The 19525-nt window shown below is 69.2% G+C and carries 18 protein-coding genes; 14 read left to right on the forward strand and 4 right to left on the reverse strand.

Annotation, left to right across the window (positions count from 1 at the left end):
- Positions 1-4: 4 nt before the first annotated feature.
- The 3 genes from A5648_RS11750 to A5648_RS11760 are packed head-to-tail and all read right to left on the reverse strand — an operon-like array spanning position 5 to position 3176.
- Positions 5-1021, reverse strand: a complete 1017-nt coding sequence (locus tag A5648_RS11750) for a zinc-binding dehydrogenase (protein ID WP_065024710.1) — start codon at positions 1019-1021, stop codon at positions 5-7.
- Complete coding sequence (locus A5648_RS11755) at positions 1021-2217, reverse strand: LLM class flavin-dependent oxidoreductase (protein ID WP_065024711.1); 1197 nt, start codon at positions 2215-2217, stop codon at positions 1021-1023. Before A5648_RS11755 ends, A5648_RS11750 begins: the two co-directional genes overlap by 1 nt.
- Positions 2214-3176 (reverse strand): alpha/beta fold hydrolase, encoded by a 963-nt coding sequence (locus tag A5648_RS11760; RefSeq protein WP_065024712.1) that lies wholly within the window; start codon positions 3174-3176, stop codon positions 2214-2216. The genes A5648_RS11755 and A5648_RS11760 overlap by 4 nt, the downstream gene beginning before the upstream one ends.
- 193 nt (positions 3177-3369) lie before the next feature.
- Between A5648_RS11760 and ftsH the strand changes: the two genes are divergently transcribed.
- The 14 genes from ftsH (at position 3370) to clpC1 (ending at position 18112) form a co-directional block, all read left to right on the forward strand.
- The gene (ftsH, locus tag A5648_RS11765) at positions 3370-5733 is read left to right on the forward strand and encodes an ATP-dependent zinc metalloprotease FtsH (RefSeq protein WP_065024713.1); all 2364 of its coding nucleotides are present in this window, start codon (positions 3370-3372) and stop codon (positions 5731-5733) included.
- Positions 5734-5749: 16 nt separating this feature from the next.
- The gene (gene folE / locus A5648_RS11770) at positions 5750-6328 is read left to right on the forward strand and encodes a GTP cyclohydrolase I FolE (protein ID WP_065024714.1); all 579 of its coding nucleotides are present in this window, start codon (positions 5750-5752) and stop codon (positions 6326-6328) included.
- Positions 6325-7173, forward strand: coding sequence for a dihydropteroate synthase (gene folP, locus A5648_RS11775; RefSeq protein WP_065024715.1), 849 nt, complete (start codon positions 6325-6327; stop codon positions 7171-7173). Before folE ends, folP begins: the two co-directional genes overlap by 4 nt.
- A complete protein-coding gene (gene folB / locus A5648_RS11780; protein WP_065024716.1) occupies positions 7166-7555 on the forward strand; it encodes a dihydroneopterin aldolase in 390 nt (129 codons plus the stop codon). Before folP ends, folB begins: the two co-directional genes overlap by 8 nt.
- Positions 7552-8100 (forward strand): 2-amino-4-hydroxy-6-hydroxymethyldihydropteridine diphosphokinase, encoded by a 549-nt coding sequence (folK, locus tag A5648_RS11785; protein WP_065024717.1) that lies wholly within the window; start codon positions 7552-7554, stop codon positions 8098-8100. The genes folB and folK overlap by 4 nt, the downstream gene beginning before the upstream one ends.
- A complete protein-coding gene (locus A5648_RS11790) occupies positions 8100-8585 on the forward strand; it encodes a DUF3180 domain-containing protein (RefSeq protein WP_065024718.1) in 486 nt (161 codons plus the stop codon). Before folK ends, A5648_RS11790 begins: the two co-directional genes overlap by 1 nt.
- Before the next feature lie 102 nt (positions 8586-8687).
- Positions 8688-10133 carry a DUF6779 domain-containing protein gene (locus tag A5648_RS11795; protein ID WP_065024719.1) on the forward strand — a complete coding sequence of 482 codons (1446 nt, stop codon included), beginning with the start codon at positions 8688-8690 and terminating at the stop codon, positions 10131-10133.
- Positions 10134-10257: 124 nt separating this feature from the next.
- Positions 10258-11151 carry a Rossmann-like and DUF2520 domain-containing protein gene (locus A5648_RS11800; protein WP_065024720.1) on the forward strand — a complete coding sequence of 298 codons (894 nt, stop codon included), beginning with the start codon at positions 10258-10260 and terminating at the stop codon, positions 11149-11151.
- Positions 11148-12089: a pantoate--beta-alanine ligase gene (gene panC, locus A5648_RS11805; RefSeq protein ID WP_065024721.1), complete on the forward strand. Its 942-nt coding sequence runs from the start codon at positions 11148-11150 to the stop codon at positions 12087-12089. The genes A5648_RS11800 and panC overlap by 4 nt, the downstream gene beginning before the upstream one ends.
- Positions 12089-12505, forward strand: a complete 417-nt coding sequence (panD, locus tag A5648_RS11810; protein ID WP_064856067.1) for an aspartate 1-decarboxylase — start codon at positions 12089-12091, stop codon at positions 12503-12505. Before panC ends, panD begins: the two co-directional genes overlap by 1 nt.
- A 2-nt stretch (positions 12506-12507) precedes the next feature.
- Positions 12508-13317 (forward strand): type III pantothenate kinase, encoded by an 810-nt coding sequence (locus A5648_RS11815; protein WP_065024722.1) that lies wholly within the window; start codon positions 12508-12510, stop codon positions 13315-13317.
- Between the two features lie 30 nt (positions 13318-13347).
- Positions 13348-14874: a lysine--tRNA ligase gene (lysS, locus tag A5648_RS11820; RefSeq protein ID WP_065024723.1), complete on the forward strand. Its 1527-nt coding sequence runs from the start codon at positions 13348-13350 to the stop codon at positions 14872-14874.
- Positions 14875-14990: 116 nt separating this feature from the next.
- Positions 14991-15326: a histone-like nucleoid-structuring protein Lsr2 gene (gene lsr2 / locus A5648_RS11825; protein ID WP_064856070.1), complete on the forward strand. Its 336-nt coding sequence runs from the start codon at positions 14991-14993 to the stop codon at positions 15324-15326.
- A 266-nt stretch (positions 15327-15592) separates the two neighbouring features.
- Entirely contained in the window at positions 15593-18112 is a 2520-nt protein-coding gene (gene clpC1 / locus A5648_RS11830) for an ATP-dependent protease ATP-binding subunit ClpC (protein WP_065024724.1), read from the forward strand.
- Between the two features lie 67 nt (positions 18113-18179).
- Here clpC1 and A5648_RS11835 read toward each other — a convergent pair whose 3' ends face one another.
- The gene (locus tag A5648_RS11835; protein ID WP_065024725.1) at positions 18180-19523 is read right to left on the reverse strand and encodes a serine hydrolase; all 1344 of its coding nucleotides are present in this window, start codon (positions 19521-19523) and stop codon (positions 18180-18182) included.
- Positions 19524-19525 lie beyond the last annotated feature (2 nt).

Genomic DNA, 19525 nt, shown 5'->3' on the forward strand with positions numbered 1-19525 from the left:
GGCCCTAAGGTGTGACCAGGATCTTGCAGTGCCGGTCGGGGTCGGCCAGATCATCGAACGCCGCCCCGACGCCGTCGAGTTCGACTTCGCCGGTGATCAGCGGCGACACGTCGACCTTCCCCTCGGCGATGGCCTGCAGCGACGCGGCGAATTCCGCGGGCTCGTAGGCCAGCACGAACTGCACGCTGATCTCTTTGGCGATACCGAAGAACGGGTGCACGGTGTCGGGCTGCATGCACACCCCGGCGACCACCAGCCGGCTGCCGGCCGGCGCGCGCCGCAGCACGTCGTCGATGATGCCCGGCACACCGACCGCCTCGAAGATCACCTTCGGCTTGACCGTGTCGAACGGCGACCCCTCGGCGGGGTCGATGCAGCGATGCGCCCCCATCACGCTCGCGAGTTCACGTCGGGTGCGCGAATAATCCGCGGCCACGATGTCTTCCACGCCACCGGCGCGCAGGGCGGCAACGATCGCCATCCCGATCGGGCCGCAGCCCAGCACCAGCGCCGTCTCGCCCGGGGTGATTCCGGACTTGTTGACCGCGTGCAGTCCCACCGCCATCGGTTCGGTTAGCGCGGCATGTCGTGGATCGAGGCCGTTGGGAATCCGCAGCAGCAGCGGAGCCGACAGCAACATCTTCTCGGCGTAGCCGCCCATGGTGATGTTGGAGTAGACGATCGGTTCAATACCTTTCGCGCCCAACAGGACCGGAATGGAGGTGACCGGCGTGTCGGCGGGGAAGGTATCGGTGCCGGGCCCGGCCTGCAGCACCCGCGCGCTGAACTCGTGGCCCATGAAGATGTCGGCACCCAGGTCGACGGCGGCGTCGGCGGCGGGGATGCCGCTCATCGACTTCGTCGTGGCCAGCACCGCCTCGCCGTGCGCGGCGAAGTGCAGATCGGAACCGCAGATCCCGCAGGCGGTCACCTCGACCAGCACCTGGCCAGGGCCAGGCGTGGGTTCGGCAACGTCGTCCCGGTAGACCATGCGGCCGTCGCGCAGCACCGCCGCACGCATCAACGCGGTCCGGTTCCGTCCGTGTGCTCGGCGGCGTGCTCCACCACGGCGTTCTTGATCGCCTCGCCGGCTCGGCCGAACAAGGTGTCGCGCATGCCCTTGGCCCATTCGTGCGACGCCCGGGGGGCGGTGAGTTGGCCCTTGAAGTGCGGAATCACCTTGCGGGCCAACAGCTCGTAGCTGTGATAGGTGGCCTCCGGAGACGCCCAGTCGTGACCCAGGAACAGCAGGGTGCCGAACCCGCCGGAGCGGTCCAGCAGGTCGGTGATGTGTTCGATCGCGTCATCGGGGGTGCCGATGCAGCAGCTGCCGGCGGCGGCGTAGGCCTCGACGAACTCCCGCGGCGACTGCGATTCGCCCGCGACGGAGCTGGCCAGCGGGACGAACCCGGCCGCGCCGAAGTAGTTCGCAAAATCCTGCAGGCCGTAGGTGCAGTCGTCCAGGGCCTGCTCGCGGGTGTCGGCGACGTGCATGATGCTCAACACCCGCCAGTCGGCCCGGTCCGGCTCGTCGCGGCCGGCCTTTGCGGCCTGCTCGCGCACCACCTCCCAGGCGCTCTCGAGCGCGGCGAAGCCTCCCGGGATCGACATCGACAGCGACAGCAGTGAGGTGCCCAGCGCACCAGCCAGCCGCGGACCGGACGGGGAAACCATTGCCGCGCAGGAGACTTCCGGGTAAGGCCAGGTGTAGGGCCGGATGTGCAGCGCGGCGTCGCGCAACGTGAACCAGTCCGAGTGCCGGGTGACCAGTTCGCCGGGTTCGGCACGGAACAGCGCCAGGATCGCCTCCAGGGACTCCTGCATCATCCGGCGCTGCTCGACGGGATCGATACCCATCATGTAGGCGTCGGTGGGCAGCGCGCCCGGCCCGGCGCCGAACATCACCCGGCCGCGGGTCAGATGATCCAGCAGCACCCAGCGATCGGCCACCATCAGCGGGTGGTGGTAGGGCAGCGAGACCACGCCGGTACCGAGCCGGATGTGCTTGGTGCGTTCGGCGGCCGCCGCGATGAACACCTCGGGGCAGGCGATCAGCTCGTAGCCACCTGAGTGGTGCTCGCCGAACCAGGCTTCATCGAAGCCCAGCCGGTCCAGGGCGACTACCCGCTCCAGGTCGTATTCCAGTGCGACCGTAGGTGATTGCCCCAGCGCGTGAAAGGGGGTGATGAAAACCCCGAAGCGCAGCGGCTGGCTCACAGCTGCACCCCACCCAAGAACTCCAGCAGCTCCGCGTTGACCTCGCCGGGCCGTTCCTGCTGCAGCCAGTGGCCGGCGCCGTCGATCATCACCTCCCGGTAGGGGCCGCTCACCAGTTCGGTGGCCCGGTCGCGCCGGGTGAAAGCCAGCACCGGGTCGGCGGTGCCGGCGATGAACAATGCGGGGACGTCGATGGTGGCCGACGGCGGATTCGCCATGATCTCCCAATTGCGGTCGAGGTTGCGGTACCAGTTCAGTCCGCCGGTGAAACCGGTGCGAGTGAATTCGGCGATGTAGCGGTCCAGCTCTTCGGTGCTGATCCAGTCCGGTAAGGCAGCCGGCTCGGGCAGCCGCTCGATGAAGCCCATCGGCCCGGGAGCCGCCATCCGCGCCGCCGCGTCGGCGTCGGGGGGCCGCAGCCCGCCCATCATCCGGCGCATAGTGCGCGCCGGGTCGGAATCCAGTTCGGCGTCGGCGACACCGGGTTGCTGGAAATAGAGCATGTAGAAGAAGTGCTCCCCGAAGATGCTGCGGAAGGCGGCCGTCGGCGGAACCTGGGGACGAGGCACCGGCGGGACGCTGAGGCCGACCACACCCGAGACCCGTTCGGGGTGCAGCTGCGCGGCGCTCCACACCACCGGAGCGCCCCAGTCGTGACCGACCCAGACCGCTCGGTCGGCCCCGACGTCGTCGAGCAGGCCGACTAGGTCCCCGGTCAACGCGGCCACGTCGTAGGCCGCGATGTCCTCCGGCCGCGACGAACCGCCGTAACCGCGCTGATCGGGGGCCAGCACACGAAAGCCCGCGTCGGCCAGCGCCGGAATCTGGTGTCGCCAGGAGTAGGCCAGCTCCGGGAAACCATGCGCCAGCAACACCACCGGGGCGCCGCGTTCGCCGGCCTCGGTGACCCGCAGGGTCACGCCGTTGGTGTCGACAAGGCGCTGGGTTGTACCGACCACGGTCTCACCAAAGCACACCCGGACTCCGGCGGAGAAGGGATTGCCCGGTCTGAACCCGACGCATGAACCCGACCTGATAGTGGCAAACTGCTGCGCTCGGCTCCGCCGAGCTGGCAATTGCCACGGAACGGTAGCCTGAACATGCCCAGCTGCATGTACTGGAAGGATTTGGGCCGAGTTCGGCCAATGTCTGATGAATCGCAAAAACGTGATCCGCACCATCACCGCGATCGCAGTGGTGCTGCTGCTCGGTTGGTCGTTCTTCTATTTCAGTGACGACACCCGCGGATACAAGCCGGTCGACACCTCGCTCGCGGTCGCCCAGATCCACAGCGGCAACGTCAAAAGCGCCCAGATCGACGACCGTGAGCAGCAGCTGAGGCTGGTCCTGAAGAACCCGCTGGACAGCGCCGAGGTGTCCGACACCGACGGGAAGCCCGCCAAATCCGGCAAGGCCGAGAAGGTCGACAAGCTGATCGCCAAGTACCCGACCGGGTACGCGGTGCCGCTTTATACCGCGCTGACCAAGAAGAAAGCGGAGATCAACACCGTCGTCAACCAGGGCAGCATGCTGGGCTCACTGCTGATCTATATGTTGCCGATGCTGCTGCTGATCGGGCTGTTCGTGATGTTCTCCCGGATGCAGGGCGGCGCCCGGATGGGCTTTGGCATGGGCAAGTCGCGGGCCAAGCAGCTCGGCAAGGACATGCCCAAGACCACCTTCGCCGACGTCGCCGGCGTCGACGAGGCGGTCGAGGAGCTCTACGAGATCAAGGACTTCCTGCAGAACCCGTCGCGCTACCAGGCGCTGGGCGCCAAGATCCCCAAGGGCGTGCTGCTCTACGGCCCGCCCGGCACCGGCAAGACGCTGCTGGCGCGCGCGGTGGCTGGTGAGGCGGGCGTGCCGTTCTTCACCATCTCCGGCTCGGACTTCGTGGAGATGTTCGTCGGGGTGGGCGCGTCCCGGGTGCGTGACCTGTTCGAGCAGGCCAAGCAGAACAATCCGTGCATCATCTTCGTCGACGAGATCGACGCCGTCGGCCGCCAGCGCGGCGCCGGGATGGGCGGCGGGCACGACGAACGCGAGCAGACCCTCAACCAGTTGCTGGTGGAGATGGACGGCTTCGGGGAACGCGCCGGGGTCATCTTGATCGCGGCCACCAACCGGCCCGACATCCTCGACCCGGCCCTGCTTCGCCCCGGCCGCTTCGACCGGCAGATCCCGGTCAGCAACCCCGACATCGCCGGCCGGCGCGCGGTGCTGCGGGTGCATTCGGCCGGCAAGCCGATCGGTCCCGACGCCGACCTGGACGGGCTGGCCAAGCGCACCGTCGGCATGTCCGGTGCCGACCTGGCCAACGTGATCAACGAGGCCGCGCTGCTGACCGCGCGGGAGAACGGCACCGTCATCACCGGCGCGGCACTGGAGGAGGCGGTGGACCGGGTGATCGGCGGTCCGCGCCGCAAGAGCCGCATCATCAGCGAGCACGAGAAGAAGATCACCGCCTACCACGAGGGCGGCCACACCCTGGCGGCGTGGGCGATGCCCGACATCGACCCCGTCTACAAGGTCACCATCTTGGCCCGCGGCCGCACCGGCGGGCACGCGGTGGCGGTGCCCGAGGAGGACAAGGGACTGCGCACCCGCTCGGAGATGATCGCCCAGCTGGTCTTCGCCATGGGCGGGCGCGCCGCCGAGGAACTGGTGTTCCGCGAGCCGACCACCGGCGCGGTCTCCGACATCGAGAAGGCCACCGCGGTCGCGCGGGCCATGGTCACCGAGTACGGCATGAGCGCCAAGCTCGGCGCGGTGCGCTACGGCAGCGAACACGGCGACCCGTTCTTGGGCCGCACCATGGGCACCCAGCCCGACTATTCCCACGAGGTGGCCCGCGACATCGACGACGAGGTGCGCAAGCTCATCGAGGCGGCCCACACCGAGGCCTGGGAGATTCTCACCGAGTACCGCGACGTGCTCGACACCCTGGCCGGGGAGCTGCTGGAGAAGGAGACGCTGCACCGCGCCGACCTGGAGAAGATCTTCGGCGACGTCGGCAAGCGGCCCCGGCTGACCATGTTCGACGACTTCGGCGGGCGGGTCCCGTCCGACAAGCCGCCGATCAAGACTCCCGGCGAGCTGGCCATCGAGCGCGGCGAGCCGTGGCCGCAGCCGATCCCGGAGCCGGCGTTCAAGGCCGCTATCGCCCAGGCCTCGCGGGAGGCGGCTCGGTCTTCCGAAGACGCCGGTCGCCCGCCCAGTGGCAGCAACGGCTCGCCCACCGGCGACGCCGCGGCGGGCACTCAGCCCGACTACGGCGCCCCGGCGGGCTGGCATGCGCCGGGCTGGCCACCGCCCGCGCAGCAGCAGGGGCAGCAGGGCGGGTACTGGTACCCGCCTCAGCAGTGGCCGCAGCAGGGTTACCCGCCCGCTCAGCACTACCCGCCCTATCAGCCGTATCCCGCAGCCCCGCCGCCACCGCCGGGACCGCCCGGCGAGGGCGACGGCCATCAGCGTGGCGCCGAGAAGAACCGGTCTGAACCGCCTTCCGGCGACTGAGAAAGTGGGATCGGCGATGGCTTCGACAGTCTTCGATCAGGCGCGCGCCGAGGCGGCGGTGCGCGAACTGCTGTATGCGGTGGGGGAAGATCCGGACCGCCCGGGTCTGCTCGACACCCCGGCGCGGGTGGCTCGGGCTTACCAGGAGATGTTCGCCGGGCTCTACACCGACCCGGACACGGTGCTGGAGACCACCTTCGACGAGCAGCACGACGAACTGGTGCTGGTCAAGGAGATCCCGCTGTACTCGACCTGCGAGCACCATCTGGTCTCGTTCCACGGCGTCGCCCACGTCGGCTACATCCCGGGCGACGACGGCCGGATCACCGGCCTGTCCAAGCTGGCTCGGGTCGTCGATCTCTACGCCAAGCGGCCCCAGGTGCAGGAGCGGTTGACCGGTCAGGTCGCCGACGCCCTGATGCGCAAACTCGACCCGCGCGGCGTCATCGTGGTGGTGGAGGCCGAGCACCTGTGCATGGCGATGCGGGGTGTGCGCAAGCCCGGCGCGATCACCACGACGTCGGCGGTGCGCGGCCAGTTCAAGTCCGACAGCGCGTCGCGCGCCGAAGCCCTGGAACTCATCCGGCGGAGGTGAGCCCCACACGCGCCCAGGTCGTCGGGGTGGTCAACGTCACCGCCGACTCGTTCTCCGATGGCGGCCGCTATCTGGACGCCGGTCGCGCCGTCGAACACGGCTTGGCACTGGCAGCCCAGGGCGCGGCGATCATCGACGTCGGCGGTGAATCGACCCGACCCGGCGCGGTGCGTGCCGATCCGCGCGCGGAAGCGCAACGGGTTATTCCGGTAGTGAAAGAACTTGCCGCCCAGGGTATTACCGTCAGCATCGACACGATGAACGCCGCGGTGGCGGGAGCCGCGCTGGACTGCGGTGCCAGGATCGTCAACGACGTTTCCGGGGGGTGCGCCGATCCGGCGATGGCGTCGCTGCTGGCCTCCTCGGGCGCCCGGTGGGTGCTGATGCATTGGCGCCCGGTCGATCCCGGACACCCGCATCGCGTCCCGGACTACCGCGACGTCGTCGCCGAGGTCCGCAACGACCTACTCGCCTCCGTTGACGCCGCGGTGGCCGCCGGCGTGGATCCGGCGAAGCTGATCGTCGATCCGGGACTGGGCTTCGCCAAAACGGCGCAACACAATTGGGCTCTGCTGAACGGCCTGCCGCAGCTGGTCGATGCCGGCCTACCGGTGCTCGTCGGGGCGTCACGCAAGCGGTTCCTCGGTACGCTGCTGTCCGGGGCCGATGGCGCGCCGCGGCCGCCCGACGAGCGGGAGACGGCCACCGCGGTGGTCTCGGCGCTGGCCGCCCTGCACGGCGCCTGGGGTGTGCGGGTGCACGACGTGCGGGGCTCTGTCGAAGCGCTTAAGGTCGTCGAAGCCTGGACTGCAGCCCGGGGTCAAGGAGGCACAAGCGATGACTGATCGAATCGAATTGCGGGGCCTGAAGGTTCGCGGCAACCACGGCGTGTTCGCCCACGAGCGGGCCGACGGTCAGGATTTCATCGTCGACATCACGCTGTGGATGGACCTGTCCGCCGCGGCCGCCAGCGACGCCCTGGCCGACACCTACGACTACGGGGTGCTGGCCCAGCGGGCCGCGGACATCATCACCGGCCCGGCCCGCGATCTCATCGAGACCGTGGCCGCCGAGATCGCCGAGGAGGTCATGGCCGATACCCGGGTGCAGGCCGTCGAGGTGACGCTGCACAAGCCACACGCGCCGATCCCGCTGACCTTCGCCGACGTCGCGGTGGTGGCGCGGCGCTCCCGGCGCGACCGGCGCGGGACGGTGGTGCCGGCGTGACGCGCGCTGTCTTGTCTATCGGGTCCAACCTCGGTGATCGGCTGGCCCGGCTGCAGTCGACCCTCGACGGGTTCGGCGCGGCGGTGCGCGCGGTGTCGGGGGTGTATGAGACCGAACCGTGGGGCGTCCTGGACCAGGGGCGCTTCCTCAACGCGGTGCTGATCGTGGAAGATCCGGCGATCGATGAACACGGTTGGCTGCGCCGGGCGCACGAACTCGAAGACGCCGCCGACCGGGTACGCGGCGAACGGTGGGGGCCGCGAACCCTGGACGTGGACGTGATCAGCTGCCGCGACACCCAGGCCGGCGCATCGACCGAGCTGATCTCCCGCGACCAGGGGCTGACCCTGCCGCACCCGCTGGCCCATCTGCGGGCTTTCGTCATGATCCCGTGGCTGGAGGTCGAACCGGAGGCGCAGCTGATGGTGGCCGGCCGGCGCTGCGCGGTGACCGACCTGCTCGAGCAACTGGACCCCGCCGACCGCGACGGGTTGCGGCGGACCGATCTGGTGCTGCAGCGGCGCGACGTGCCTGGAGACGGCTGATGGGCCCGACCCGTAAACGAGACGTGGCCGCGGCCGCCGCGGCTGCCGCCCTCCTCAGCTACCTGGCGGTGCAGCTGTTGTACCGCTGGTTCCCGCCGATCACGGTGTGGACCGGGATATCGCTGCTGGTGGCGGCGATCGCCGAGGCGGCCTGGGGCCGCTACGTCCGCGCCAAGATCGATGATGGCCAGATCGGCGTCGGGTCCGGGTGGCTGCATCCGCTGGCGGTGGCCCGCACCGTGGTGGTTGCCAAGGCCTCGGCCTGGATGGGGGCGCTGGTGCTGGGCTTCTGGCTGGGCGTGCTGGGCTACCTGCTGCCGCACCGGTCCACCCTGCACGTCGCCGCCGAGGACACCGCCGGCGCTGTGGTGGCCGCGGCCAGCGCGCTGGCTTTGCTCGTCGCCGCGCTGTGGCTGCAGAACTGCTGCAAGTCTCCGCAGGATCCCGGCCAGACCGGGCAACTGACCGGAAACCAACCCGGCTGAGAATCGCCGGAGCGGGGCGACACGCCAAGTGACCTCGTCCAGGTACAGTCGGGCAATGCCGGCCGGCAACGATGAGCGAAGCGACGAGGTGGAGCGGCGCAGATGAATTCGGTCCTGTCCCGCGCCCCAAGTCGGCGTGGTGCTCGCAGGCCCGGCTGGACGTTGATGACGGCGTTGCTGATCCTTGCGATCGCGGCCAGTTCGGCACTGGTGTTCACCAGCCGGGTGGAGCTGTTGAAGCTCGCCGTCATCGTGGCGCTGTGGGCTGCGGTCGCCGCCGCGTTCGTCTCGGTGATCTACCGGCGGCAAAGCGATGTGGACCAGGCTCGGGCCCGCGACCTGAAGCTGGTCTACGACCTGCAACTGGACCGGGAGATCTCAGCGCGCCGTGAATACGAGCTGACGGTGGAGTCGCAGCTGCGCCGCGAGTTGGCCTCCGAGCTGCGGGCTCAGGCCGCCGACGAGGTCGCCGGGTTGCGCAGCGAGCTGGCCGCGCTACGAACCAATCTGGAGATCCTCTTCGACGCCGACCTGAGTCACCGGCCGGCGTTGGAGCCCGACCGCACCACAGTTCGGGCCTATAGCGACTGGGCGCGCTCGGGCGGGGAATCCGGCCCGACCCGGGTCACACCGGCCGCCGCGTCGTTCTACCCCGAGGACTCGGTCAGCCAAACCGCCGAGAACCCCATCATCGATGTTCCCGAGGTGCGGATACCGACCGGCGGAATCCCGATGCCTCAGCCGCAGACGCCGCAGGCGGCCCAGGCGCCCCAGGCGCCGGCCGCCGAGACCCCCTACCGGGGTTCGCACCGCCGGGCCGCCGAAGAACCGCCGCGCCGGGCCGCGGAAGAGCCGCCGCGCCGGGCCGCGGAAGAGCCGCCGCGCCGGGCCGCGGAAGAAGTCCAGCAACCCGCGGGTCGTTGGGGGCAACCGCCGCAGCCGTTCGTCCCGCCCGAGCCCCGCAGGGAGTCCGAGTCCCGCCGCGAGCCCGAACCGCCGCCCGCTCCGACGGCGCCGCCGCCACCCTGGGTCGCGCCGGCGGCATCGGCTCCCACCTGGAAACCGGTTGGCGCCGAGGGCGAATGGCTTCCGCCGGGCACGCCGGGCAGCAACTGGGCCGCAGAAACCCCAGAAACCCCGGCAACCCCAGCTACTCCCGCGGACTCCGGCCGGCACGGTGTCACCGAGCCCAGGCATGCCGGCGAACCGGCGCCGGAGCGCAGCGCCGAGGCACCGTCCCGCCACGGTCGCCACGCCGAACCCGGGGAGCCGGCCGGCGGTCCGGTGAACGGTGCCGACGCAGCCGCACCCCGTGACGGTGAGGGACGCCGGCGGGCGCGCTCCCGGCACGCGGCGGACGCGCCCGGCAGCCCTGCCCAGCCGGTGCCGGCGGAGCCCGCCAGCGCCCCCGCGGCCCGGCATTCCGCCGGCGCCGAGCCGGGAGCCGAGGCCGACCCGACCACCGGCGGACAGTCGGTGGCCGAACTGCTGGCGCGGCTGCAGGCCACCCCCAGCGAGGGCCGCCGGCGCCGCCGTCGCGAGGAGTAACACCCGCGCCTGCGACGAACGTCACTCCCCGAGCCGTGGCCGAGCGGGATAGACTCTGCCCGACCGTCCGGTACCCGCAGCGCGGGACTGGAACGAACCAAGAGAACTTGCGAGGTCGTCTGCGATGGTGCAGTTCGACGGACTGCGGCCCGCCCGACTCAAGGTAGGCGTCATCTCGGCGGGCCGGGTCGGCACCGCCCTGGGTGTCGCCCTGGAGCGGGCCGACCACGTCGTGGTGGCGTGCAGCGCCATCTCCGAAGAGTCGCGCCAGCGCGCCCAACGGCGGCTGCCCGACTCCCTGGTGCGGCCGGCCCACGATGTCGCCGGCGACGCGGAATTACTGCTGCTGTCGGTTCCCGACACCGAACTGGCCGGCATCGTGTCCGGCCTGGCCGCCACCGGCACGGTGCGGGCCGGGACGATCGTCGTGCACACCTCCGGTGCCACCGGGATCGGCGTGCTGGCGCCGCTGACCGAGCAGGGCTGTCTGCCGCTGGCGATCCACCCCGCGATGACGTTCACCGGTGCGGACTCCGACATCGACCGGCTGACGGAGAGTTGCTTCGGCATCACCGCCGGCGACGAAATCGGCTATGCCATCGCCGAGGCGCTGACCCTGGAGATCGGCGCCGAGCCGTTCCGGGTCGACGAAACCGCGCGCACCCTCTACCACGCTGCGCTGTGTCACGGCGGCAACCACGTGGTCACCGTGATCGACGACGCCCTGGCAGCATTGCGGGCGGCACTGCCCGGTGGCCTGGGGATCAACGACCCCGACGGCGTCGCCGAGCGGGTGCTCGGGCCGCTGGTGCGGGCCGCACTGGCCAACACCCTGCTCGACGGGCGGGCCGCGTTGACCGGGCCGGTGGCCCGGGGCGACTCGGCCACCCTGGCCCGGCACCTGCAAGCGCTGGCCGACGTGGATCCCGATCTGGCCGAGGCCTACCGCACCAACGCGCTGCGCACGGCGCACTGCGCGGACGCCGCCGACGACGTGTTGACGGTGCTGGCCCGGTGAGGCCGAACGCGCCCAGCTTCACCCCCGGTGGGCTCAACGTGTACTCGCGGCCCGACGAGATCGCCCGCGTCACCCGGGCGCTGCGCTCGACCGGCCGCAGGGTGATGCTGGTGCCGACGATGGGGGCGCTGCACGACGGCCATCTGGCGCTGGTGCGTGCCGCACGCAAGGTGCCCGGCTCGGTGGTGGTGGTGTCGATCTTCGTCAACCCGCTTCAGTTCGGCGCCGGCGAGGACCTCGACGCCTATCCGCGCACCCTCGAAGACGACCTGGCGCTGCTGCGCGGCGAAGGTGTCGAGTTGGCCTTCACCCCGGCCGCCGGTGCGATGTATCCCGACGGTCCGCGCACCGCGGTGCACCCGGGTCCGCTGGGGGCCGAGCTCGAAGGCGCCGCCCGCCCCACACACTTCGCCGGCATGCTCACCGTGGTGGGCAAACTGCTGTCGATCGTGCGACCCGACCGGGTGTTCTTCGGCGAGAAGGACTATCAACAGCTGGTGCTGGTGCGGCAGATGGTCGCCGACCTCAACCTGGACGTGACCGTGGTGGGCGTGCCGACAGCGCGCGAACCCGACGGCCTGGCGATGTCGTCGCGCAACCGTTACCTCGACCCGGTGCAGCGCGAAGCCGCGGCGGCCTTGTCGGCGGCGCTGGCCGCCGCTGAGCACGCCGCGTCGGCGGGGGCGGCCGCGGCGCTCGATGCCGCTAACGCGGTGCTGTCCGCGGTGCCGGGGGTCGACGTCGACTACGTGCAGGTGCGCGGTGTCGATCTCGGTCCGGTCCCCGACGAAGGGCCGGCGCGGCTGCTGATCGCCGCCCGTGTCGGTACCACCCGATTGATCGACAACGCCGCCATAACGCTCGGACTTTCCACCACCGCCGCCTCGGCGTCGGTCGGTTCGGATGGATATCCCGCCGCACAAAACCGGAGGAATTGATGTTTCGGACGATGCTCAAGTCGAAGATCCACCGTGCCACGGTGACCCACGCCGACCTGCACTATGTCGGCTCGGTGACCATCGACGCCGATCTGATGGAGGCCGCCGACCTGCTCGAGGGCGAGCAGGTGACGATCGTCGACATCGACAACGGCGCCCGACTGGTCACCTACGCCATTACCGGGAAGCGCGGCACCGGTGTCATCGGAATCAACGGTGCCGCAGCGCATCTGGTGCATCCCGGTGACCTGGTGATCCTGATCGCCTACGGCACCATGGACGACGCCGAGGCGCGCCGCTACCAGCCGCGGATCGTGTTCGTCGACTCCGACAACAAGCAGGTCGACCTCGGCAACGACCCGGCCTTCGTTCCGGATGACGTAGCCGACCTGCTTTCGCCCAGAAGCGTGGGGTAGCCGTGCTGCTGGCTATCGACGTCCGTAATACCCACACCGTCATCGGTCTGATCGCCGGGTCGGGTGAGCACGGAAACGTCGTGCAGCAGTGGCGGATTCGCACCGAAGCGGAGATCACCGCCGACGAACTGGCCCTGACCCTGGACGGCCTGATCGGTGACGACGGCGAACAGCTCACCGGCGCTGCGGCGTTGTCCACCGTGCCGTCGGTGCTGCACGAAGTGCGGCTGATGCTCGACCAGTACTGGCCTTCGGTTCCCTCGGTGCTGATCGAGCCGGGCGTCCGCACCGGGATCCCGCTGCTCGTCGACAACCCCAAGGAAGTCGGCGCCGACCGGATCGTCAACTGCCTGGCCGCTTTCCACAAGTTCAACACGGCGGCGATCGTCGTCGACTTCGGTTCGTCGATCTGCGTCGACGTCGTCTCGGCCAAGGGGGAGTTCCTGGGCGGCGCCATCGCACCGGGTGTCCAGATCTCCTCGGATGCCGCCGCGGCCCGCTCGGCGGGGCTGCGCCGGGTGGAGCTCACCCGCCCGCGCTCGGTGATCGGCAAGAACACCGTCGAATGCATGCAGGCCGGTGCGGTGTTCGGTTTCGCGGGACTGGTCGACGGGCTGGTGCGCCGGGTGCGCGACGATACGCCCGGTCTGGCCGACGCCACCGTGGTGGCCACCGGGCACACCGCGCCGCTGTTGCTCGCCGATCTGGAAACGGTTGGCCACTACGACGCCAACCTCACCCTGGACGGGCTGCGATTGGTCTTCGAACGCAACCGGGACAGTCGACGGGGCAGGCTGCGGCCGGCGCGCTGAGCTTTTGCCGGTTGATTAAGCTGGCACGTCGTGAGCTCCGCCGATACCCCAGACACGTCGCCGCAACAGGATCCCGACCTCCCCGAGCAGTTCCGGATCCGCCGCGACAAACGGGCGCGGTTGCTGGAGCAGGGCCGTGACCCGTACCCGGTCGCGGTGGATCGCACCCACACGCTCGCCGAGATCCGGGCCGCCTACCCCGACCTTGCCGCCGACACCACCGCCGGCGATGTCGTCGGCGTCGCCGGCCGGGTGGTGTTCGCCCGCAACTCCGGCAAGCTGTGCTTCGCCACCCTGCAGGAGGGTGACGGCACCCAGCTGCAGGTGATGATCAGCCTGGCCAGCGTCGGCGAACAGGAGTTGGAGGCGTGGAAGGCGGACGTCGACCTCGGCGACATCGTCTACGTGCGCGGTGAGGTGATCAGCTCCCGCCGCGGCGAGCTGTCGGTGCTGGCGGACGCCTGGCAGATGGCGTCCAAGTCGTTGCGGCCGCTGCCGGTCGCGCACAAGGAGATGAGCGAGGAATCCCGCGTTCGGCAGCGCTACGTCGACCTGATCGTCCGCCCGGAGGCGCGCACCGTGGCCCGCCAGCGGATCCTGGTGATTCGGGCCATCCGCTCCGCGCTGGAGCGCCGCGGATTCCTCGAAGTCGAAACACCGATGTTGCAGACGTTGGCCGGTGGGGCGGCCGCCCGGCCGTTCGTCACCCATTCGAACGCGCTCGACGCCGACCTTTACCTGCGAATCGCACCCGAACTGTTCCTGAAACGGTGCGTTGTCGGCGGCTTCGACCGGGTCTTCGAACTGAATCGGGTGTTCCGGAACGAAGGCGCCGATTCCACCCATTCGCCCGAGTTCTCGATGTTGGAGACCTACCAGGCCTATGGCACCTACGACGACTCGGCCGTGGCTACCCGGGAGATTATTCAAGACGTCGCCGACGAGGTGATCGGCACTCGTCAACTGCCGTTGCCCGATGGCAGCATCTACGACATTGACGGCGAATGGGCGACGGTTGAAATGTATCCGTCACTGTCCGAAGCGATCGGTGAGGAGATCACTCCGGCGACCCCCGTCGATCGGTTATGGGCCGTCGCCGACGAGCGGGGAGTCGAAATTCCCCGAGACCGTGGTTATGGGCACGGCAAGCTGGTCGAAGAGTTGTGGGAACACGCGGTGGGCAATGCCCTGAGCGCACCCACCTTCGTCCGGGATTTCCCGGTGGAGACGACGCCGCTGACCCGCCAGCATCGCAGTATCGACGGTGTCACCGAGAAGTGGGACCTGTACATGCGCGGCGTCGAGCTGGCCACCGGTTACTCCGAGCTCATCGACCCGGTGGTGCAGCGCGAACGCTTTGCCGCCCAAGCGCGTGCCGCGGCGGCCGGCGACGACGAGGCGATGCCGCTCGACGAGGACTTCCTGGCGGCGATGGAACACGCGATGCCGCCGTGCACGGGCACCGGAATGGGTATCGACCGCCTGCTGATGGTCTTGACGGGTCTGTCAATTCGCGAGACTGTTTTGTTCCCGATTGTTCGGCGTCACGGCAACTGATCGGCCCGCTCGCCGGTTGTGTTGAAGCAGGCGTATTTTTATGGCACATTGGTCCGCGAGGTCGAATGCGGCTTTGCGCACAGTTTGCACGCTGAAAGCTAACCGAGGGGCTACCAATGGCGAAAAAAGTGACCGTCACCTTGATCGATGATTTCGATGGTGAGGGTGCCGCCGACGAAACGGTCGAATTCGGGCTGGACGGGGTCACCTATGAGATCGACCTTTCAAGCAAGAATGCCTCGAAACTGCGCGCGGAGTTGAAGAAGTGGGCCGACGCGGGCCGTCGCGTCGGTGGGCGCCGGCGGGGACGGTCCGGGGGCGGCCGCCGCGGAACGATCGACCGTGAACAGAGCGCCGCCATCCGCGAATGGGCCCGCCGCAACGGCCACAACGTGTCGACCCGCGGCCGTATCCCGGCCGATATCATCGACGCATTTCACGCTGCCACCTGACCCGGCGGTTTAGCGAGGCTCGACGAACCGGGCTTTTCGCTCCTGGCGAACCGGGTGCCCCATCGGAACGCATTCCGGGGCCCCAGCGTTGCTCTCTTGCATCAGGTGCTGGGCCTTCTGGGTCTGCCACCGCATGTTGTCGATTCAGTACGCAGCGCCCGGCAGGTCACAGCGCGCCCGGCCGCCCACTACAGTGGACGGCAGGTACGCGAGGCCGAGCCGAGGCCGACCAAGTACCGATGGTGAGGGAGAGCAGGTAGCCGCCGATGTTCGAAAGATTTACCGACCGGGCCCGCAGGGTTGTCGTCCTCGCGCAGGAAGAGGCGCGGATGCTCAACCACAACTACATCGGGACTGAGCACATCCTGCTTGGCCTGATCCACGAGGGCGAAGGCGTGGCCGCCAAGTCGCTGGAGTCGCTGGGCATCTCCCTGGAGGGCGTGCGCAGCCAGGTCGAAGAGATCATCGGCCAGGGCCAGCAGGCGCCGTCCGGGCACATCCCCTTCACCCCGCGCGCCAAGAAGGTGCTCGAGTTGAGCCTGCGTGAGGCGCTGCAGCTCGGCCACAACTACATCGGCACCGAGCACATTCTGCTCGGCCTGATCCGGGAGGGGGAGGGCGTCGCCGCCCAGGTGCTGGTCAAGCTGGGCGCCGACCTGACCCGGGTGCGCCAGCAGGTCATCCAGCTGCTGAGCGGCTACCAGGGCAAGGAGACCGCCGAGGCCGGCACGGGCGGCAGGGGCGGGGAGTCCGGCTCGCCGTCCACCTCTTTGGTGCTCGACCAGTTCGGCCGCAACCTCACCGCCGCGGCCATGGAGGGCAAGCTCGACCCGGTGATCGGCCGGGAGAAGGAAATCGAGCGGGTCATGCAGGTGCTGTCGCGGCGCACCAAGAACAACCCGGTGCTGATCGGCGAGCCCGGGGTCGGCAAGACGGCCGTCGTGGAGGGGCTGGCGCAGGCGATCGTGGCCGGCGAGGTCCCCGAGACACTGAAGGACAAGCAGCTCTACACCCTGGACCTGGGTTCGCTGGTCGCTGGCAGCCGGTACCGCGGTGACTTCGAGGAGCGCCTGAAGAAGGTCCTCAAGGAGATCAACACCCGCGGCGACATCATCTTGTTCATCGACGAGCTGCACACCCTGGTCGGGGCGGGCGCGGCCGAGGGCGCCATCGACGCGGCCTCGATCCTCAAGCCCAAGCTGGCCCGCGGCGAACTGCAGACGATCGGCGCCACCACCCTCGACGAGTACCGCAAGTACATCGAGAAGGACGCCGCACTGGAGCGCCGGTTCCAGCCGGTGCAGGTCGGTGAGCCCACCGTCGAGCACACCATCGAGATCCTCAAGGGCCTGCGGGACCGCTACGAGGCTCACCACCGGGTCTCGATCTCCGACTCGGCCATCGTGGCGGCAGCCACCCTGGCCGACCGCTACATCAACGACCGGTTCCTGCCCGACAAGGCGATCGACCTGATCGACGAGGCCGGTGCCCGGATGCGGATCCGCCGGATGACCGCGCCGCCGGACCTGCGCGAGTTCGACGAGAAGATCGCCGACGCTCGCCGGGAGAAGGAGTCTGCGATCGACGCGCAGGACTTCGAGAAGGCCGCCAGCCTGCGGGACCGGGAGAAGCAACTCGTCGCGCAGCGCGCCGAGCGCGAGAAGCAGTGGCGCTCCGGCGATTTGGACGTGGTCGCGGAAGTCGACGACGAGCAGATCGCCGAGGTGCTGGGCAACTGGACCGGTATCCCGGTGTTCAAGCTGACCGAGGCCGAGACCACCCGCCTGCTGCGGATGGAAGACGAGCTGCACAAGCGGATCATCGGCCAGAACGACGCCGTCAACGCGGTCTCCAAGGCCATCCGCCGCACCCGGGCCGGGCTGAAGGACCCGAAGCGGCCGTCCGGCTCGTTCATCTTCGCCGGCCCGTCCGGGGTCGGTAAGACCGAGCTGTCCAAGGCGCTGGCGGAGTTCCTGTTCGGCGACGACGACGCGCTCATCCAGATCGATATGGGCGAGTTCCACGACCGGTTCACCGCGTCGCGGCTGTTCGGTGCTCCTCCGGGTTACGTCGGCTACGAGGAGGGCGGCCAGCTGACCGAGAAGGTGCGACGCAAGCCGTTCTCGGTGGTGCTGTTCGACGAGATCGAGAAGGCGCACCAGGAGATCTACAACAGCCTGTTGCAGGTGCTCGAGGACGGCCGCCTCACCGACGGTCAGGGTCGCACGGTCGACTTCAAGAACTGCGTGCTGATCTTCACCTCCAACCTGGGCACCTCCGACATCTCCAAGGCGGTCGGGCTGGGCTTCACCCAGGGCGGCGGGGAGAACAACTACGAGCGGATGAAGCTCAAGGTCAACGACGAGCTCAAGAAGCACTTCCGGCCGGAGTTCCTCAACCGCATCGACGACATCATCGTCTTCCACCAGCTCAGCAGGGAAGAGATCATCCAGATGGTCGACCTGTTGATCGGGCGGGTGGCCAAGCAGCTGCGGGCCAAGGACATGGACATCGCGCTGAGCGACAAGGCCAAGTCCTTGCTGGCCAAGCGTGGCTTCGACCCGGTGCTGGGTGCGCGTCCGCTGCGGCGGACCATCCAGCGCGAGATCGAGGACCAGCTCTCCGAAAAGATCCTGTTCGAGGAGGTCGGCCCCGGCCAGCTGGTCACCGTCGACGTCGACAACTGGGACGGCGAGGGTCCCACCGAGGGCGCGGTGTTCACCTTCGTCGGCAGCCAGAAGCCGGCCGAGGCGGACCTCGCTCAGGCAGGCGCGCCGGCCGAATAGCCGCCGAGCAGTCGCGAAAGCCCCCAATTCCTCACGGAAATGGGGGCTTTCGCGACTGCTCGCCCGCTCAGCGCGCTACCGGCAGCAGGCCGAAAGTCTGCTTGGCGATCTGCAGCATCCAGCTGCCGACGCTCTTGCCGTGGTCACGCGGCCAGTTGAGCTGGAAGCTGACCACCCACGGCTGGCCGGTCGCATCGATGGCGTACCAGCTGAAGGTCAGATCGCCGGGCAGCCCACCGGCTTTGGCGCCGATATAGGGCCAGGCGGCGCGGCTCAAGTCGATGCCGCGCACCGCGGACAGGATCTCCTTGACCGGCGCGGCCTTGCCCACCGCACCGGCTTGCAGCGCGACGTGCACCCGGCAGATGTCCTCGGCGCTGCCGTACCACTCGGCGCCATACGCCGAGGCCGGAATGTGCGCGCGGACCGGATCCGGTTCATACGGCCGGGAGTTGGCTTGCTGCAGCAGTTTCGCCCGCTGCTGCGGTGAGCCGTGTTGCCATTGCTCGCGCAGGTCCGGTTTGCCCCAGCCCACCGAGAACAGTTCGTACATGGTGGGAAACGGCGTCATGCTGGCCGGGTCGTGGTGCCCGGCCGTCACCAGTGCCTGCTCGACGGCACGGGTGCCCACCCGGCCGATCAGCAGATCGGTCGCCATGTTGTCGCTGGTGGCGATCATCTTCTCGGCGGCCTTGCGTACCGAGACGTGGGCGCCCTCGGGCAGTTTCTCCAGCCCGGATGACCCGACCACCTTGGCCCGGCCGGTAATGGTCAGCGGGTCGTCCCAGGACACCCTTCCGGCCTTCACTTCGTTGGCCACCGCCAGCAGCACGTAGAGCTTGAAGATCGATGCCAGCGGCAGCGACTGGCTGGTGTTGGTGCCGGCCACCGGCGTGCACGCGCCGCCCTCGATGCGCGAGGCCTGGTAAGAGTAGCGGGCGCCGGTCCTACTCAGCACCGCGTCGACGTCCCGCCAGGAGTGGATGGGTGGGGCCTCGGTGGTGGGTTTGAACAGGTCCACCATCCCGTTGTCGTCGGTGCGGATCCGGATGTCCTGGCGGGCACCGTAGGAGGTCGTCAGGTGCAGGGTGGCCGCGCCGGCGCGGATGTCGACGCCGTCGAGGCGGAACGGTCGGTCCCACCACAGCGATTCCATGGTGGTGACGACCTGGTCCACCTTGTCCGGTGCGGCCAGGGTGGCCACCCCGACCGGGCCGATCGGCCAGTCGGAGTTCAACATGTCCATGGTCTGCTTGGCGCGCAGCCCGGGCGGGGTCTTGGTGGAGATCGTCACCGGGCCGGTATCCGGCTCCGAAGGTGATGCGGGGGAGGGCGCGCAGCCGGCAGCGGATGTGGCAGCGAGGGCCGCCAGGCTTACCGTGGCCGTCCATACCGCCAGGTGTCGCCGCACGG

The organism is Mycolicibacter sinensis, assembly GCF_001673565.1.
Lineage (GTDB): Bacteria > Actinomycetota > Actinomycetes > Mycobacteriales > Mycobacteriaceae > Mycobacterium > Mycobacterium sinense_C.

Bases quoted from the DNA above. Each gene is read 5' to 3' on its own strand.
- A5648_RS11750 (WP_065024710.1), bottom strand. From the start codon at position 1,021: ATGCGTGCGGCGGTGCTGCGCGACGGCCGCATGGTCTACCGGGACGAC.
- ftsH (WP_065024713.1), top strand. From the start codon at position 3,370: ATGAATCGCAAAAACGTGATCCGCACCATCACCGCGATCGCAGTGGTG.
- folE (WP_065024714.1), top strand. From the start codon at position 5,750: ATGGCTTCGACAGTCTTCGATCAGGCGCGCGCCGAGGCGGCGGTGCGC.
- folB (WP_065024716.1), top strand. From the start codon at position 7,166: ATGACTGATCGAATCGAATTGCGGGGCCTGAAGGTTCGCGGCAACCAC.
- A5648_RS11790 (WP_065024718.1), top strand. From the start codon at position 8,100: ATGGGCCCGACCCGTAAACGAGACGTGGCCGCGGCCGCCGCGGCTGCC.
- A5648_RS11795 (WP_065024719.1), top strand. From the start codon at position 8,688: ATGAATTCGGTCCTGTCCCGCGCCCCAAGTCGGCGTGGTGCTCGCAGG.
- A5648_RS11800 (WP_065024720.1), top strand. From the start codon at position 10,258: ATGGTGCAGTTCGACGGACTGCGGCCCGCCCGACTCAAGGTAGGCGTC.
- panD (WP_064856067.1), top strand. From the start codon at position 12,089: ATGTTTCGGACGATGCTCAAGTCGAAGATCCACCGTGCCACGGTGACC.
- lsr2 (WP_064856070.1), top strand. From the start codon at position 14,991: ATGGCGAAAAAAGTGACCGTCACCTTGATCGATGATTTCGATGGTGAG.
- clpC1 (WP_065024724.1), top strand. From the start codon at position 15,593: ATGTTCGAAAGATTTACCGACCGGGCCCGCAGGGTTGTCGTCCTCGCG.